This is a genomic window from Paenibacillus albiflavus, assembly GCF_004344915.1.
Lineage (GTDB): Bacteria > Bacillota > Bacilli > Paenibacillales > NBRC-103111 > Paenibacillus_AM > Paenibacillus_AM albiflavus.
In genome coordinates, this window is record NZ_SKFG01000011.1 from 58230 (window position 1) to 75894 (window position 17665).

Consider the following 17665-nt stretch of genomic DNA (forward strand, 5'->3'; position numbering starts at 1 on the left):
ATGACTGAGCTAACAATCTAGGCTATACTTGCGTTGAGTGTTACTAACACTATACATAATTCGACAATCGTACATAAAACCAGGAAACTTTTTTTGAGAACACCGCAACTTTTTTTCATACCATGCGTTTAATACTATGTAAAGTTGAACGCCAGACGGCTATCAGCATAGCAATAAACGTGAATAACTGGAATGTATTCTCAAAAACAGACTTTACGCTTGCTACGAATCATTGTATAATGAACAGTGACACTAGGCGTGTCTAATTTTTGTGTTCTAGTTTACTAGATTCATTGCGACAACTGTCGCTTATGGATATTAGTTATATAAATAAGCTCTAACTCTGGAAGGGGGGTGAATTGACCAATGAGAAAAACGGGCTCAAATATTTCCCATAATAACAATTCGAATGAAATTCGAGGAGGAGAAAAAAAGGTTATGAAAAAAAGTTTATCAGTAATTTTATCAACTACAATGGCATTATCCGCATTTACTTCCGTAGCACTAGCTGCTACATCCAGCACAGACTTCTCAGATCTTAAAGATCTTTCTGCAGCTGACAAGGTGATCTTCGATCAACTTATCAAAGACGGTATCTTCTTAGGAACTGGCGACGGCAAATTTGGTATTAACGAGCCAATGAAGCGTTCCCAATTCGCAGTAGCAATCTCCAAAGCTCTTAAATACACAGCTGATGCAACTACAAGTTCATTCGCTGACGTAAATGCTGACGCTCCAGAGCTTCCTTACATAGAGGCAGCTTACAAGAATGGTGTAGCTAACGGTAACCCAACTACGCCTCCAACGTTCTCACCTGCTGACAACGTATCCAGAGAGCAACTAGCGATCTTCTTAGTAGGCGCTATGGGTCCTCAGTACAAAGCAGAAGCTGAAAAAGCAACTGGCAACGATGCAACAGTAACTAGCTGGGCACAAGGCTATGTAGCAACAGCTGTTAAGTACAAACTAATGGATGGCGCTGCAACTGGTTTCGACGGTAAAACTCCAGCTACTCGTTACATGCTTGCTAAAGGTGTAGACGCTACACTTAAAGCAATCGCTGAAGCTAACAAGCCAGCAGTTGCAACTAAAGTTGAATCTGTAAGTGCAACTAACTTAAAAGAAGTTGTAGTTAAATTCGATGGACCAGTTGATAAAGAAACTGCAACTGACAAAATTAACTACTCACTTAAATCAGGTAAACAAATCGACGTTGTTACTCTATCTGAAGATGGAACAACAGCTACACTTCGTGTGGTGAACACTCTTGCTAACAACAAGACTGAAGCTGTTAACGTTTCAAACGTCAAAGCTGGCGATACTACTCTTAACGTGAAGAACGTTGAGTTCACTGTTTCAGACAACGAAATTCCTGAAGTAGTTGAAGTTAAATCTCTAGGCACTAAATCATTGAAAGTTGTATTCAGTGAGCCTGTTAACAATCCAGCTCAAGCTAACTTTATGATCGATGGTAAAGCATTCTTTGGTAAAGTGAAAGCTGTTGGTTCTGAGAGAGAAGTTATTCTAACTCCATTCAGCTCTTCAACTCTTACTGTTGGAGATCACAATGTAACTGTAACAGGCGTTAAAGATTACGCTAACTTCAGTTCTTTAAGATCTTCTCATGACTTCACAGTAGTTGAAGATAAAGAAGCTCCTACAGTTGAATCAGCTGAAGGAACACTTGAGAAAATCACAATTACTTACTCCAAAGAAGTTGACGAAGATTCAATCGACGCAGCTAAAGTATACTGGAAATCAGGCAATGACAAGAAGAAAGCATCTAGCTTCAAAGTTATTGCAGGAAACCAATACGAATACTATTTCGCTGGTGACAATGCACTTCCTACAGGTTCCGTAGTTCTTTATGTTGAAGGAGTTAAAGACTACTCTGGTAACGCAATCGCTAAGGATACAACTGTAGTTGTAACACCAACAATCGACCAAACTCGTCCAGAAGTTAAGAAGGTTGAAGGAGTTACTACTAAGCAAGTTAAAGTAACTTTCTCCAAAGGTCTTAAAGATGATGAGAACCTTAAGAATGTAAAGAACTACACTATTACAAATGGTGATGACAAAGTTCTTTCTGTAAAAAGTGCTAAACTTGATGATACTGTTAAAGCTAACAATGTTATCATTATCGATTTGTACCAAGAACTTACAGTAGGTGCTAACTCAATCGTTATTAAGAACGTTAGAGATAACACTAAACTACAAAACACAATGCTAGATTTCAGTGGTGAATTTAAAGTAGCTGACGAGAAATCTCCTAAGCTTGCTGGACATCTTGTTAACACTAAAGATCGCATTGTAACAATTCAATTCAACAAGAAAATGGACATCGAAACTCTTGGTAACTACTCTAACTACACAGTTACTATGAACGATAAGCGTGTTCCATTGACTAGCGAAATGGCTGATATCAATGTACTTCAAGATGGTAAAGTAGTTGTTATCACATTTGCAGAAACATACAAAGATAAAGACGTAGTATTTGGAACAGGATCTTTAACTACTAAGTACGTCGTATCAGATATTAGTGTACTTTCTGTAAAAGACGCAGCTGGAAATCTTCTTGCAGAATTCCTTGATCCTGCAAGCAAAGCAAATATTCTAGATGTAAGTAAGAACATTAATGTAGACTTGAAAGACTACGATAGCGATTATGCAGGTTTCGCTGCTGCATTGGTTGATCAGCAAACTATCAAAGTGAAGTTCAACGCAAGCATCACTGATGTTAAGAAAGGTGCATTTACTGTACTTGATGGTAATACTGATGTAACTGGTTCAGTTGATGTAGATGGTTCTAACGTTGTAACAATTAATCTTACTAAGAAAATTGGAACTAACCCTAAAAACCTTAAAGTAACAGTTGACACTGGTCTATTGTTAACAGTTTCTGGCCAATTACAAGGTAAAGAGTTAACACCAAAAATTCTTGGTTTAGTTGCTCCAGTTGTTAAAGGTACTGCTGACTATGAAGTTAAAGGCCAAGATATTATCGTTCCTTTCTCAGATGACTTATTCTTTGATGTAAAGTATGAGAACATCATTAAAAAGAATGAAATGAAAGTCGTTCGTGATATTGATGGACATAAGTTAACAGTAGACGAATTTAGTATTGCTTTAGATACTGCTGATAACAGTAAACTAGTTATTACTCTAAAAGACGCTTCTGATCGTAAAGAAGGATCTTACTACTCTGTTGAGTTCTTAGGTTCTCAATATTTAACTGACACATTAGACGCTGAGAATGGTGTTGCTGCAACAGCTGCAAGAGATACTGCAACTAAAGTTGGATTCGTATCAGAAAAATCCATTAAGATTACTGGTGCTACAACAATCCAAGTTCCCACTACTGGAAAAGTAGTTACAGAAACTTATAAAGCAGTAGTCAAAGACCAATCTGGTAATCAAGATAATGTTGTAGCTCTAGATCTTACAGGTAAACCGGCTTCTGCTGATCCAACTGGTGTTACTTTTGATAAAACAACTGGAGTATTAACAGTTAATACAAATGCTACTCCTGGTGAATATGTGTTAACAGGTACTTCAGTAGGTATTACAAGTGCAACACTTAAGATCAATGTTACTAAAGAAGGAGTTAAAGTTTCTTCAATTGATGTAACTGGTCCTGCAAGCATTGAATTACCATTAACTGGTGATGTTACTCCAGCTCCAAAATATGTAGCTGTAGTTAAAGACCAATTTGGTAAGGAAATTACTTCTGGAAACGACGCTATTGTAGTATGGACTGTAAATAAAGGTACTATTAATCCAACAACTGGCGAATTAACAGTTTCTTCTACTACTCCAGAAGGTACTTACACTGTAACAGCGACATCATTTGGAACTAAAGAAGTAGTTGGAACTAAAGAAGTAACAGTTAAAAAAGCTGCTTCAGTAGCATCAACTATCACAGTTACTGGTGATACAGCTGTAACTATGCCTAATCCTGCAGCAGATCAAAAAATGAACTTTAAAGCAGTAGTTAAAGATCAATATGGTGTTGAAATCAAAAATAATGCTGTTTACTCTTTGAAAGCAGCCGTAGCAGGTGTTGATATTAATCCACTTACTGGAGAAGTAACAATTAAAACAACTGTTGCTGATGGAGCTAAGTTTACAGTAGTAGCAACATCTTCCACAGTATCTAGTGTTACAGCTGAGTCAGCTGTAGTTACTGTAACAGTTGTTGCTCCTTAATAGTAATTGCTTTTTATTAAAGACCTTTGAGGACTTTCCTCAAAGGTCTTTTTTTACTAAATGGCAAGAATTTATCTAGTTTATTTATTGCAAAATAGATATACACGTGATAATTCCAAATAACCAATAATTTGTATAGTTCGAATTGGTTCCTAATCTTTTTCTTAACAGAAATAGAAGCTGATGCATGAATCCCTTTCTGCAATTGGTCTTGTTAAAAAATCTGTGGCCAGATTTCAATTTTTATCTATGAGAGGCTTTAATCCAACAATTCATATTACTTCAATATCCATTCTATGTAACGAACTGACTTCATTCATATAACAATATAATTATTGCCTCAGTAAACTTCATCTTAGACATTTCTCCCAAAATCCCATGTAATCAATGTTAAATCCGAAGTCCTCTATATCAAAAGTCCATATAATAATGTACTTTTTAAAAATATATAAAGTTAATTTAAAGTCTCGACAGACTGCATATCAAAAAATTGCATCAATACTATATAAATAATGATTTTAAGATCTAACACCACTTTTATAGTATAATAAATCCATAACATATAGACTTGAGGTGTAATGGATGCGATTTAGGAAAACCGTATGGATCAGGACGATCCTAATACTGATTGGTGTGTTCATGTGCAGTGGTTCTGCGTTAGCAGCTACAACAACAGTGAGTTCAATCCAATTTAATGAGAGTTATAATCAGATTACGACTACGAGTAATATTACTTTAAGCGTTACAGCTAGATATTCAGATAGTCAAACTGCTTATGTGTCTTCACGCGATGTTGAGTGGATATCAAGTGATAATAACATCGCATCAGTTAGCAACGGTATTGTTTCTTTCACTGGACAGAATGGCAAAGTAACCATTTATGCTACATATCAGAACAAAACGACATCTCTTAATTTGAATGTCAATATTGCGAAGACTGTTAGCAATCTCGTGATTAATGATGGACAAGCCTTAACATACAGTAATAATTCTACGCCTATGCAAGTCACAGCTTATTATACCGATGGCACGTCAGATGATATTCGAAGCGGATTGACTTGGAGTTCTTCCGATAACACGATCGCTTATCTATCTGGAAGCTACGCTTATTTTACCGGTAAGAATGGAAGCGTGACGCTTACTGCTAATTATGGTGGCAAGTCTTCAAGTGTATCTACATATGTTTACAATCAATCAAGTTACAGCTCGATTAAGATTAATGAAGCGAATCTTAACTATACATCCAAGCCCAAATCGGTTCAGTTAACGGTAGATGGTATTTATCCGAATAACAAAACTGAGCGTATTTATAGTGGAATCGTATGGAAGGTCATTAACCCAACGAATGATGCGGTTGCAACGATCAGCCAATCAGGGCAACTAACTTTTACAGGCGTGAATGGTTCAGTGACGATTATTGCTGAATTCGGTGGTAGTTCAGCTACGATTACAGCAACGTTGAATGCACCCAAAGCATTAGCTTCCTTGATCCTTAATAATGATAATCCGTTAAGCTATACGACTGATCCCGTCAGCTTAACTGTATTAGGACAATATTCAGATGGCACGATGATGAATGTTGATAATCAGGAAGTTTCTTGGCTAAGCAATAATCCTAGTGTAGCGACTGTAGATCAAGATGGTGTGGTTAAATTCACAGGCCGTAATGGCAGTGTGACAATTACCGGACAGATCGGGAATGTAAGCGGTAGTGTGACAGCGACTGTGAATAATAAAGCAAGTTCTTTGATGATTGAATCCGTCTCACCTTTCATATACGGAACCAATCCAATACAGCTGAGAGTGAAAGATGGCAGTAAATATTTAAATAATGCGGTCTGGTCAAGTCTTGATCCAACAGTAGCAACAATTTCTCCGAATGGTACTGTATCCTTTACAGGTAAGAACGGTGTTGCGACGATTAATGCAACCTTTGGTGATAAGACAGCTTCGATCTCAACGGTAGTAAACTTCTCTGTTAGTTCGGTTAACATCAAAGAGACAGCTCTTACATTTAGCAAGATACCTCTTCAATTAACGGCTGAAGCGGAGATGCTGGATGGCCACATCCAGGAGTTGTCAACGGCAGGATGGAGCAGCAGCGATAATTCGATCGCAACAGTGAGTAATACAGGTTTAGTTAAGTTCACTGGCAAGAATGGAAAAGTCAAGATCACGGTTCAGTATGGTGATCGTGAAGATAGTATCACAACAGATGTTGTAAATGAATTCGCACTGCAAAATATCCGAATTGATGAAGGGATCTTCTATAGTTCCTCCCCTGTAACTTTAACCTTGACTGGTGTACAAGCGAATGGTAAGACAGAGCAAATTCGAGGTATGGACGCGAAGTGGACAAGCAGTGATTTAAATAAAGCAACGATAAGTAATGGTGTTGTAACCTATACAGGAAATGAAGGATGGGTTACGATTACGGCTAAATATAACGGTATGACAACAGAGCAAAGTGCATATGTGAGTAAGGCGCTTTCAATTAAATCGCTTCGGATTAATGAAGAGTTAACTTATACTTTAAATCCCGTGACGTTATCGTTAACGGCAACGCTGCCGGATGGCAAGACGAAAGAGATTACTGCTTCCGAAGCTGTTTGGACCAGTAATGATCTATCGATTGCAGATGTAAGCAGTAATGGTATTGTCAAATTTAAGGGTAAGGATGGACCTGTGACCATAACAGCCTCTTACGGAAACCAGAAGGCTACCGTGTATGTGAATGTTAAGGGAGCAATAACGGTAGAATCAATTAAAATTAATGAACTTTTAAAATATAGTAAAACACCAATTACATTGACAGTTGATGTTACAGATACAAAAGGTAATAAAGCAGATGTACAGTCATCTTCATTTGAGTGGAAGACCAGTAATGCATCAATTGCGAAGGTAGATAAAGGAGTCGTGACTTTCACAGGCATTGTAGGTCAAGTGACAATCACGGCAACTCTTGGTGGGAAGACGGCTACTGTATCTGGTTATATAAGTCCAAATGCTGGACAGGGACCATTCATGACCAATGTGATTAATAATGATACTTTAGAGACAAATATGCTCAAGAAGATTCGTTCAACTAATCCATTAAGCAGTATTCCTAACTATACGGACACAAGCAGTCATTGGGCGAATCGACAAATCAAGATTGGTCGCAAGCTTGATTTGATTACCGGTTATGCGGACGATACTTTCAAACCTAATCAAAATATAACCCGTGGAGACTTCGTAATCATGCTGACCCGTGTATTCGATATTCAGCCAACAACGAATCGAAACACAGTGTTCAAGGATATTACTAACAACGCTGCTAAAGATGCGATTATAACATTGAACAATCTCGGTATTATTGGTGGCTATGAAGATCAGACGTTCCGACCAGACAGGCAGATTACGAGAGCAGAAGTTGTGGTAATCCTGAACAAACTCGTGAACGTCAGCCAGATTCCGAAATCGACTAACTCGAAGTTTACTGACATTAGCAAGCATTGGGCAGCTGAAAGCATCAAGAATATAGCGGATATCGGGCTTTTGAGTGGTCGTGGCGACGGCACTTTCGCACCGAGCGATAATACAACTAGAGCGGAAGCAGTATTTTTATTGCTGCGAACATTGAGTTTGAATCCATCGATCAATGCTGCGCTTGAGGAACTTTAAACAAGAGAAGAGGTCATGGATGCATTGCATTCATGACTCTTCCTTTAATAGTGGATTTTGACACTCTATCAACTGTTATATACAATTAAGATAGATATCAATTACTAGGGGTGAATAATTTCGATGAAAAAATACATAATCTCTTTAGCTTTAATAGGCTCTTTATCTTTTGTAACAGCAGCTCAAGCCGATGCGCCTGTTCCTGGCTCAATCGACGACCCTGTAGTAACCAAGAGCTACATGGACCAAAGAATTAAAGAAGAAGTGGCGAAAGCGCTAGGTAATGGCGGCAATACAAATACAGGTAATAATTCAAGCAATAATAACGGGAACACAAGCACATTATCAGATAACTCATTTGAAACCGTCCAACTTGAAAAAGGCAAAACGTTAATGGCTGAAGCTGGTACTGAAATTATTGTACGTCGTGGTAAAACTTATGTCGTTAGTACAGATGGAGATTCTGTCGTTGATGCAACAACGGGGAAAGACGTAAATAAAGGAGCATTAATTGAAAATAATCATTTATTAATCTTCCCAAGGGAAACACGTGGTATTCAAGCAGATGCGAAAGATACGAAGGATATTTGGCTAATGGTTCGTGGTGGTTATACCATTAAATAAATTTTACCCTTTATGACAACATCTTATTCGAGTGGAGCTTGCTTGAGCAGACATACTATAAGTACACCAAGGCTTAAGGGAGGTATTTATCGTATGGCAAGAAATCGTAAGCTCGTTCCGGAGTCAAAGAAAGCGCTGGATCAAATGAAGTATGAAATTGCCGCTGAATTAGGGCTATTTTCAGGACATGCTGTAGGTGATGCTCATTCCGAATTTGCATCTGAATTAGGTTCAATGTCAGGTAGTTCTGCTGGTTCTATTCAATGGGGGAATGTGGCTACAAGAGATGCAGGCTTAGTTGGAGGCAATATTACAGCCAGGCTTATTCGCAAAGCGGAAGATGCACTTTTATCTCTCTAATCCATTGATTGACAGCGCTTTGTAAATGCAGTAACATATGTCTCAAGGATATGCAGGTTATGTGACCTTTTCCTATCGGAAAAGGTTCATTTTTTGTGTTATATAGAATTTGGTATACTACTATACCGATTAGGAGGTCGATCTCTATGGCGCTTGAGCGCGGACGTCGTTTATTTACATCTGAATCTGTTACGGAAGGTCATCCGGATAAAATGTGTGACCAAATTTCGGATTCGGTATTGGATGCCTTTTTGGCAAATGATCCGAATGCTCGTGTTGCTTGCGAAGTATCCGTTGCGACGGGGCTAGTGCTCGTAATCGGGGAGATCACATCTCAGTCTGATTATGTAGATATTCAGGCAATTGTGAGACAAACCGTCAAAGATATCGGATATACGCGTGCAAAATATGGTTTTGACTACCAAACTTGTGCGGTTCTATTATCACTGAATGAGCAGTCACCAGACATTGCTCAAGGGGTGAATCAGGCTCTTGAAGCTAGAGAGGGTCAAATGTCCGATGAGCAGATTGAAGCTATCGGTGCAGGCGACCAAGGGTTAATGTTTGGATTTGCGGTGAATGAAACACCAGAGTTGATGCCGCTTCCAGTCTCGATTTCACATCAGTTGGCACGTAGATTGGCTGAAGTTCGTAAGAATGGTACGCTTCCATATCTTCGTCCAGACGGTAAGACACAAGTTACGGTGGAGTACGATGGGGATACTCCTGTTCGTGTAGACACGATTGTCGTTTCAACTCAGCATGGTGAAGAAGTTACATTGGAACAAATTCAGAACGACATCAAAGAACATGTGATTAAACCAGTCGTTCCTGCTAATTTGCTTGATGATGAGACTAAATATTTTATTAATCCAACAGGTCGTTTTGTTATCGGCGGACCGCAAGGGGATGCTGGATTAACAGGACGTAAAATTATTGTTGATACTTATGGCGGATACGCTCGTCACGGTGGCGGCGCGTTCTCTGGTAAGGATCCAACAAAAGTTGACCGTTCTGGTGCATATGCAGCACGTTATGTAGCTAAGAATATCGTAGCGGCAGGACTTGCGAATAAATGCGAAGTACAATTAGCCTATGCAATTGGTGTGGCTAAGCCAGTATCGATTGCTGTTGATACTTTTGGTACAGGCACGATAAGCGAAGAGAAACTAGTTGAACTTATTCGTAAGCATTTTGACCTTCGCCCTGCAGGCATTATTAAGGAGCTTGATCTTCGTCGTCCGATCTACAAGCAGACTTCAGCGTATGGACATTTTGGCCGTACGGATGTAGATCTTCCTTGGGAACGTACAGATAAAGCGGAATTGCTTAAAGCTGATGCTTTAGTATAAATTTTGATTAGAATATATAAGCTTGGAGCCCTATTGGCTTCAAGCTTTTTTTATTTTAGACTGGTAATATCTGAAACTTTAATACATAGTTAGCGTCTATAATAGTAAAGACTTGATGGGGTGGTAATGGTGAGTTTAAGCAGGATGCGGATTAAAAAATTGTTAATTATGATCTTATGCCTAACTTTAGTGATGCAATGGGGCATGGTAAGCGGTGTTAAAGCGGCAAGCAGCTTGGATATTCAAGTTCCTGGTGATCAGTACGTTTACTTGGATATGAAACCTGGTGGGACGATACAGTTAACGTCGATTGCAGATGGAGTTGATGTGACAGATAAGACGGCTTGGAATGCGGTTAATGAGAATGGTAAGAATATTGCAGACGTAGATGCCTCCGGACTTGTTACATTTACTGGATTCAATGGAAATGTCACTATCAATGCGAGTTATGACGATAATAATAAATATGTGACGCTTCAGGTTCAGAATCCTTCGAATACCTTGCTTTCAGTAGGAATAGTAGGGATGGCAGGCTCGCAGATGATTGATCCTTATGTATTTACTTATAGCAATCAACCAGTTCAATTAGCATTAAAGGGCAATTATGCCAATGGAACAACAGGTAGAATAACATCAGGCATAACATGGACTAGTACTGGTGTTGCCAGTGTTGATGGAACAGGTCTCGTAATTTTTAGCGGAAAGAACGGAGTTGCGAAAATTGAAGCGAAATATAACAGTTTCCCAGTAGAATTTGTGACATGCGATGTTGACCTAAAAAATACAGGTGATTTATCTATACAGGTGCCAGGCGGAGTATTCGCCTATAGCCCTACTCCGATCAAGTTGAGATTATTTAACGGGGCTTCGGAGGTTACCAATGCGGCGGTATGGACATCGAGCAACAATTCAGTTGTGACGGTAAACAATGGAGTCGTTAATTTTACGAATCAGAAAAGTCCAAAAGTAACGATTACGGCAAATTATGGAGGAAAATCTTCCGAAGTTACAACTTCTGTTAATTCGGTCGTTGAATCGATCGCGATCACGACACCAATAAGTTATAGTCAAAATTCAGTACAAATGAAACTGGAAGCAACCTACACGGACAACAAGAAAGTAGCCGTTCCAGCATCTGATATTCAATGGAGTGCTTCACCAGCATCGGTTGCAACGATTGACAATAGTGGTTGGATTACGTATAAGAACAATGGTGATTTAACCGTAACGGCGACATATGGTGGTAGATCCACGTCTATTACAGGTAAAGTATTTAATAGCAATGTGCTTACTTCCATAAAGATTAATGAAACGCCTAGCTATAGCTCGACTTCTGTTAATTTGACACTGACCGGCATATTAGCCGGAGGTGGATCACAAAGCATAGTAGCATCGGAAGCAACATGGTCAAGTGATAACACATCCGTTGCTTCAGTTAATAAGAATACTGGCGTCGTTACCTATACGGGACAATATGGTTATGTAACAATTACTGCTAGTTACAAAGGACTAACTGCCAGTACACAGAGAGTTTATATTGATCCATCCACAGGGATTAAAGATTTAAAAATCAATGAATTACTTTACTATAGTTCTAGTGGTCAGCAGCTATCACTTACGGCAACTTTAAACAATGGTACTGTACAGGATATAACTGCTTCCAAAGCTACTTGGTCTACAAATGCCACTTCTATTGCAAGTGTAGATAGTAAAGGATATGTCAGGTATACCGGAAATAAAGGGAATGTTACAATCACCGCGCTTTATAGCGGTAAAAGTGCTACAATATCAGCTAGTATTGACCCTTCAATAGACATTTATGATCTTAGAATTAATGAGACGCTATATTACAGCACTACTGCAGTTCCTTTAACACTTACAGCTACGAATCGATATGGAAATGAAGAGAACATTCCATCTTCCAAAGCCACTTGGAAAAGTAGTGATAGTACGATCGCAACCGTTAATAGTTCAGGTTCTGTATCTTATACTGGTAAAGAAGGATATGTTACGATAAGCGCAACGTATGGAAATCGGATTGCGACGCAGACCGAATATATAACAACGGATTATAATCTAACAGCTCTAGATATTAATGAGGATTTATTCTACAGTCCGTTTCCAATGCAATTATCTCTTAGCGGTACACGATATAATGGAAGTACAGCGGTAATTACAAGTTCAAGCGCAGTATGGAGCAGTAGCGATACCTCCATTGCAACGGTTAATTCGAGCGGAGTTGTGACATATCGAGGTAAGAGTGGTAATGTGACCATTAAAGCTACGTACGGGAATCGAGTAGCCACAAAGACAGGATATATAGATGCCAATAACACGATTGAAGCATTGAATATCGAAAGTGACTTATTCTATAACACAAGTCCGTTAACTTTAATACTCACCGGAACACTTCGCGATGGCAATAAACAGAACATTCCATTGTCCAGCGTATCTTGGAAAAGTAGTGATACGAATATTGCAACTGTAAGCAATGGTGTTGTCACATTTAAAGGTAGAAGTGGTTATGTGACGATAACGGCAACTTACAGTAAACTTTCGGCTACAGTAGATGCGTATATTGATACAACGGTTACGCTTAAACAATTAACAATTAATGAATCTCTTGCTTATAGCAATACACCAGTTCCTTTGAGTCTTACGGGAGTGTTAAGTAATTCAACGCAACTTACAATATCGCCAGTAAGTGCAGTATGGAAAAGTAGCGATACTTCAATAGCAACGGTTAGCACTAGCGGTGTTGTTACGTACAAAGGTAAGAATGGTAATGTTACGATTACGGCTACCTATGCCAACCGGACCGCTGCAGTCTCAGCAAACATTAACACATCTGCAACGCTGAGTATGTTGGAGATAAATGAATCACTCAACTATAGCTCTAGTCCAGTAACTTTGACGTTGAAAGGTAAATTAGTAAATGGGACGACTCAGACAATATCCTCCAGCAGTGCAACTTGGCAAAGCAGCAATACAACAATTGCAACTGTAAAGAATGGGGTAGTTACCTTCACTGGTAAAGCGGGTTATGTATCTATTTCGGCATCATATGGCGGAAGAGCAGCTAGCGTAGCTACAACAGTTAATACAACAACGAATCCAGATAATACAAACAATACAAATAGTCCATTTGCAATAACAGTCAATAATAAAGAAGTTGAAACTAGGATCTTAAATAAAATTCGCAATATTAAACCGCTGTATACAATCCCTAACTATTCAGACTCTGGTAACCATTGGGCTAGTCGTGAGATCAAAATAGCGAAGGAACTAGAATTAGTTAGCGGTTACGAGGATGGGACTTTCAAACCGAATAACAATGTAACTCGTGGCGATTTTGCCATCATGATTGCTAGAACGTTCAATATGCCAATGAGCGGTGGCAGCTATACTCCGTTCAAGGATGTAAATAATCACTATGCTAAGCAATCGATTATGGCGCTTTATAATTTAGGCATTATAAGTGGATATCAGGATATGACATTTAAGCCAGATAATAAGATAACGAGAGCTGAAGTGGTAACGATCTTATCTCAATTAATTAACTTTAGCAAAGTCCCAGTAACAAGCAATGTGAGTTTTAATGATACTAATAAGCATTGGGCAGCAAATCAAATTAAGCAGATCGCTAATGCCGGTATTTTGAGTGGAAAAGGGGATGGCAAATTCGCCCCTAATGATAATACAACTAGAGCGGAAGCCATCTCCTTGCTGCTAAGAACATTGAGTCTGAACACCAATATTAAAAATGCTTTATCTTCATTGTAAGTATTGAATAAGCATAGCACCTCTTTAGAATAACGTTGATAACCGAATGGTTGTAGATGCGATTCTAAGGGGTGCTTTACTTTTTTATACTCGTATGTTAAGTATCAAATCTTCTGTTCTAAGTAACAGTTCCTCCGTAACTAAAGCAATACTATTTGGGTCGAGAGCAAGAGGAGACAACAGATGCAATTATGTTATAAGATTCTATATTTGGTTAAGGCGATTGTTGGAAGGAGGTAGTTCAATGTCTGTAAGTAAGGAAGATTTAGTTGAATTAGTTCGGCAACTTCCAGAGGATGCTCAACAGTCTGCATTTGATTATCTTCAATTTTTGAAAAGTTGTCATTCAAGATCAAACTGGGATGAAATTGATAAAAGGGAACCAGATAATGACTCTTTATCAGATGAGGAAATTCGACAACTGAACTGCGACCCCGAGTATTTCACGGGGGAGGAAGCCAAGCGTGAATTCGGGCTACAGGTTGAATTACCATAAAGAAGTCTCGAAATTCTTGTATTATTTACGCACAATAGATTCTCGAGGTGGAATTTATAAATAGAAGAATAAGAATATACCTTTAAATAACCTATACCACTTAACCAGTAGTATAGGTTATTTAAGTTCTAGAGAGATGGGCTCACCTCATCCACCGCTCCGCCACATACTTCGCTAACCACTCGGCGCCAGCTTCGTTCAGATGATTATTGTCTTGAAAATCCTTCTGTGTATCCAGTTCCGTATTTGGAATTACCTTGAACTCCGCGTCGTTGGCTTGGGCAATGGATTGCACCAAATCTAAGTAAGCCTGATGCTCAGCAGTGTGTGATCTTGCGATTGCAGCTTCAAAATACTCTGAGCGCGGTAATTGCAGGATGATCACTTCTACACCTTGCTTGCTTAGTCCTTCGATCATGGATTGCCATGCAGCTGTACGAAGTCCATTCATATCAAATCCCGTAAACCAGCGGTCAACGTCTATATTCGCGCGCTCGGGTGTTACATCTTTGGTTTTAGATAATACAGGTTCGAGTCCATGTGGATATGCAGGAATCGTGTCGCGTATTGCCTCTCTCGTCTTTGGATCTAAATACTTGTCCAATATTTTCGATGTCCATATGGTTCGCATATCAAAAGATTTAAGCGCCCAGCCCAAAGTAAGCTCGCCGTAATTGTTTTTGTTCATGACCTTGAGGCGGTCGGTTAGTCCTGCGTAATAGCGGAACATTTCGCTTTTGGCAATTTCATCGTCATTTAGCTGGTGCTCGTTCACGACGACGATGGCACGCTTCAGGTTCGGCATCTGGTCGTGGTATTTTTCATACAGTTTGCTGATTTCATATGCTTTGCCACCAGAAACACTAAAATTGAATATTGTGTCTGGATCTACTCCTGCTGCTTCTGCCAATAAGGTCGGTCGTAATCCATCCATACCCATGGAGTCGCCGAAGATAGCAGTTTCGATCTGTTCATGCTTTGAAGTTTTCCAAGAATGATCGAGTTCGGCAAATTGTCCGATAGTGTTGTAAGTTAACCCGTAGAAATCTAAGTTGCGAAAAAGGAAGATTTCCGAAGAAATAATCAATAATACGACACCAATCAAGCCCCAAGATAGCGATTTCTTGCGTTTACGACGAGAAGGGAGGTCATGAAGACTGTTAGAATTGGAAGTAGATGAAATCATACTTTTCCCCCTTTAAGAAGTAAATGAGCAAGAAGACGATCCCCAGATAACATATGCTTCGAATTGGGAACGGAATAACATGCCAAACGCGGCTGATGCTATTCTCATAGGTGCGCAGCAAGTATTCCACGATGTGCATAAGGAATAACAGCGCAATCCACCCAAACTCAGGTGCATGCAGGATGTTGCTCGGAAGAGCGTGTATCATTTTCCAAGTCATGGTGATGGCTTGTGATACATCTTTGGCACGGAAGAATACCCATGTCCAGACAATGACGTGAAAGAATACAGCAATAGCTAAAATACGATATACAAGCGATTCACGGACTTTTTTGACCAATGTCCATCGATTCAGCAAGAGTGATAGACGATGAACGACGAGCAGAGCGCCCCAGAGTGCCCCCCATAGGATGAATGTCCAATTGGCGCCATGCCATAGACCTGAGATCACCATAGCCGCAAACAGGTTAATGTAAGTGCGTACAGCGCCTTTTCGATTCCCGCCTAGTCCAATGTAGATATAATCGCGAATCCAGCGTGATAGGGTAATATGCCATCTGTTCCAGAACTCCTGCGGACTCTTGGAGAGGTAAGGCGTTCGGAAGTTGTCTGCGAATCGCAGTCCCATAATTATGCCGCAGCCGATTGCGAGATCAGTGTATGCGGAGAAATCGTAATAAATTTGAAAAGTGAATGCGTAGGAGCCAATCCAAGATTCAGTGCCCGTCATGGTAGTCCCTTTATCAAAAATAGCATTTGCCAGGGGTGAAATGTTATCTGCGATAACCACTTTCTTGATCAAACCGATCAGGATCAGATAGAGACCATATTTGATTTCGCTCCAAGGGATGCGTTTGTTGCGCAAATCCTGAATTTGTGGCAGCAGCTCATCTCCGCGCATGATTGGACCCGCAATGAGATGCGGGAACGTAGAGACGAATACCCAGAACGATAGAAAAGATTTCGTTGGCATGCTACGACCACGACGTACATCAATTAAGTACGAAATAAACTCGAATGTATAGAACGATATCCCGAGCGGGAGGATTTTGCTAAGTGTCTCGGCGGATTGTGTAAATCCGATTTGGATCCCTGCCAGACTCTCAATGGTTGAAAGGGCGAAAAATGTATATTTATAGAAGACCAAGTTAAAAACATTCAGTCCGATGCCGACCCAAAAAATCCAGCTCCAGCCTGGTTTTCTCATCATATGTACAGATATGAATGTGATTAGGCACATGAACATAAAGAGCAGCAGCCAGGCAAGGCCATTTGCTCCTTCCACTTGTGCAGCACTATAGAAGATCACATTCGCAACAGCAATTATGAGCATGCGATTGCGCTTAAAGATGAAGAACGGGATTAGCATTAAAATGAAGAATACCAAATAATTTGGCGAATAGAAGAACATTTGCTCACCTCACGGTTGTATTATAGCATTCGCCTAGGGAAGAGTGAAAGCAATCGCACAGGAGAAATGGTTTGAGAATGAGAAAAGTCCTTAATTCTCTCGAGATTGCGTGAGAATTAAGGACTTTCGTTGCGGGTAATTTCATATTTAGTGCTCCCGTTGGCAAATACGGTCGCACTCTGCGAGTGCGCATCAACCGTACTGCTGGGTGCGATGTCAATCGTGCTACCGTGTGCCACCCGGCCACTCGCCCCAAGGCAAGCATCCTAACGCCATGCTGAGTGGCGCGATACGGCAAGTTCCGGTATTTTATCGGAAAATAATTACCGAAGTTAGGAAACTAGTTACCGTTCGCTCCCCGCGAGCATCCTCCAATTTTGCTGCTTAAAGCGATGCGGCAAGTTTAGGTACTTTATAGGAAAATAATTACCGAAGTTAGGAAATTAGTTACCGTCCGCCCCCCGCCAGCACCCTCCAACCTTGCTGCTTAGCGCGATGCGGCAAGTTCTGGTACTTTATCGGAAAATAATTACCGAAGTTAGGAAACTAATTACCGTTCGCTCTCTGCGAGCATCCTCCAACCT

At 39.9% G+C, this 17665-nt stretch carries 9 protein-coding genes; 7 read left to right on the top strand and 2 right to left on the bottom strand.

Annotation, left to right across the window (positions count from 1 at the left end):
- Positions 1 to 366: 366 nt before the first annotated feature.
- The 7 genes from E0485_RS12615 to E0485_RS12645 all read left to right on the top strand — a co-directional run bounded on the left by E0485_RS12615 (position 367) and on the right by E0485_RS12645 (position 14484).
- Positions 367 to 4206, top strand: a complete 3840-nt coding sequence (locus tag E0485_RS12615) for an S-layer homology domain-containing protein (RefSeq protein WP_132418412.1) — start codon at positions 367 to 369, stop codon at positions 4204 to 4206.
- Between the two features lie 582 nt (positions 4207 to 4788).
- Positions 4789 to 7869 carry an S-layer homology domain-containing protein gene (locus E0485_RS12620; protein ID WP_132418413.1) on the top strand — a complete coding sequence of 1027 codons (3081 nt, stop codon included), beginning with the start codon at positions 4789 to 4791 and terminating at the stop codon, positions 7867 to 7869.
- Positions 7870 to 7992: 123 nt separating this feature from the next.
- On the top strand, positions 7993 to 8493 hold the full coding sequence (locus E0485_RS12625) for a hypothetical protein (protein WP_132418414.1): 501 nt from the start codon (positions 7993 to 7995) through the stop codon (positions 8491 to 8493).
- A 93-nt stretch (positions 8494 to 8586) separates the two neighbouring features.
- The gene (locus tag E0485_RS12630) at positions 8587 to 8853 is read left to right on the top strand and encodes an alpha/beta-type small acid-soluble spore protein (RefSeq protein ID WP_132418415.1); all 267 of its coding nucleotides are present in this window, start codon (positions 8587 to 8589) and stop codon (positions 8851 to 8853) included.
- Positions 8854 to 8999: 146 nt separating this feature from the next.
- Entirely contained in the window at positions 9000 to 10205 is a 1206-nt protein-coding gene (metK, locus tag E0485_RS12635; RefSeq protein WP_132418416.1) for a methionine adenosyltransferase, read from the top strand.
- Between the two features lie 144 nt (positions 10206 to 10349).
- Entirely contained in the window at positions 10350 to 13988 is a 3639-nt protein-coding gene (locus E0485_RS12640; protein ID WP_165921167.1) for an S-layer homology domain-containing protein, read from the top strand.
- A 244-nt stretch (positions 13989 to 14232) separates the two neighbouring features.
- Positions 14233 to 14484, top strand: coding sequence for a hypothetical protein (locus E0485_RS12645; RefSeq protein WP_132418418.1), 252 nt, complete (start codon positions 14233 to 14235; stop codon positions 14482 to 14484).
- 142 nt (positions 14485 to 14626) lie between these two features.
- Here the strand turns inward: E0485_RS12645 and E0485_RS12650 are convergent, their stop codons facing one another.
- The gene (locus tag E0485_RS12650) at positions 14627 to 15670 is read right to left on the bottom strand and encodes a hypothetical protein (RefSeq protein ID WP_132418419.1); all 1044 of its coding nucleotides are present in this window, start codon (positions 15668 to 15670) and stop codon (positions 14627 to 14629) included.
- The gene (locus tag E0485_RS12655) at positions 15645 to 17081 is read right to left on the bottom strand and encodes an MBOAT family O-acyltransferase (protein WP_132418420.1); all 1437 of its coding nucleotides are present in this window, start codon (positions 17079 to 17081) and stop codon (positions 15645 to 15647) included. Before E0485_RS12655 ends, E0485_RS12650 begins: the two co-directional genes overlap by 26 nt.
- Positions 17082 to 17665 lie beyond the last annotated feature (584 nt).

Bases quoted from the DNA above. Each gene is read 5' to 3' on its own strand.
- E0485_RS12615 (WP_132418412.1), top strand. From the start codon at position 367: ATGAGAAAAACGGGCTCAAATATTTCCCATAATAACAATTCGAATGAA.
- E0485_RS12620 (WP_132418413.1), top strand. From the start codon at position 4,789: ATGCGATTTAGGAAAACCGTATGGATCAGGACGATCCTAATACTGATT.
- E0485_RS12625 (WP_132418414.1), top strand. From the start codon at position 7,993: ATGAAAAAATACATAATCTCTTTAGCTTTAATAGGCTCTTTATCTTTT.
- E0485_RS12630 (WP_132418415.1), top strand. From the start codon at position 8,587: ATGGCAAGAAATCGTAAGCTCGTTCCGGAGTCAAAGAAAGCGCTGGAT.
- metK (WP_132418416.1), top strand. From the start codon at position 9,000: ATGGCGCTTGAGCGCGGACGTCGTTTATTTACATCTGAATCTGTTACG.
- E0485_RS12640 (WP_165921167.1), top strand. From the start codon at position 10,350: ATGCGGATTAAAAAATTGTTAATTATGATCTTATGCCTAACTTTAGTG.
- E0485_RS12645 (WP_132418418.1), top strand. From the start codon at position 14,233: ATGTCTGTAAGTAAGGAAGATTTAGTTGAATTAGTTCGGCAACTTCCA.
- E0485_RS12650 (WP_132418419.1), bottom strand. From the start codon at position 15,670: ATGATTTCATCTACTTCCAATTCTAACAGTCTTCATGACCTCCCTTCT.
- E0485_RS12655 (WP_132418420.1), bottom strand. From the start codon at position 17,081: ATGTTCTTCTATTCGCCAAATTATTTGGTATTCTTCATTTTAATGCTA.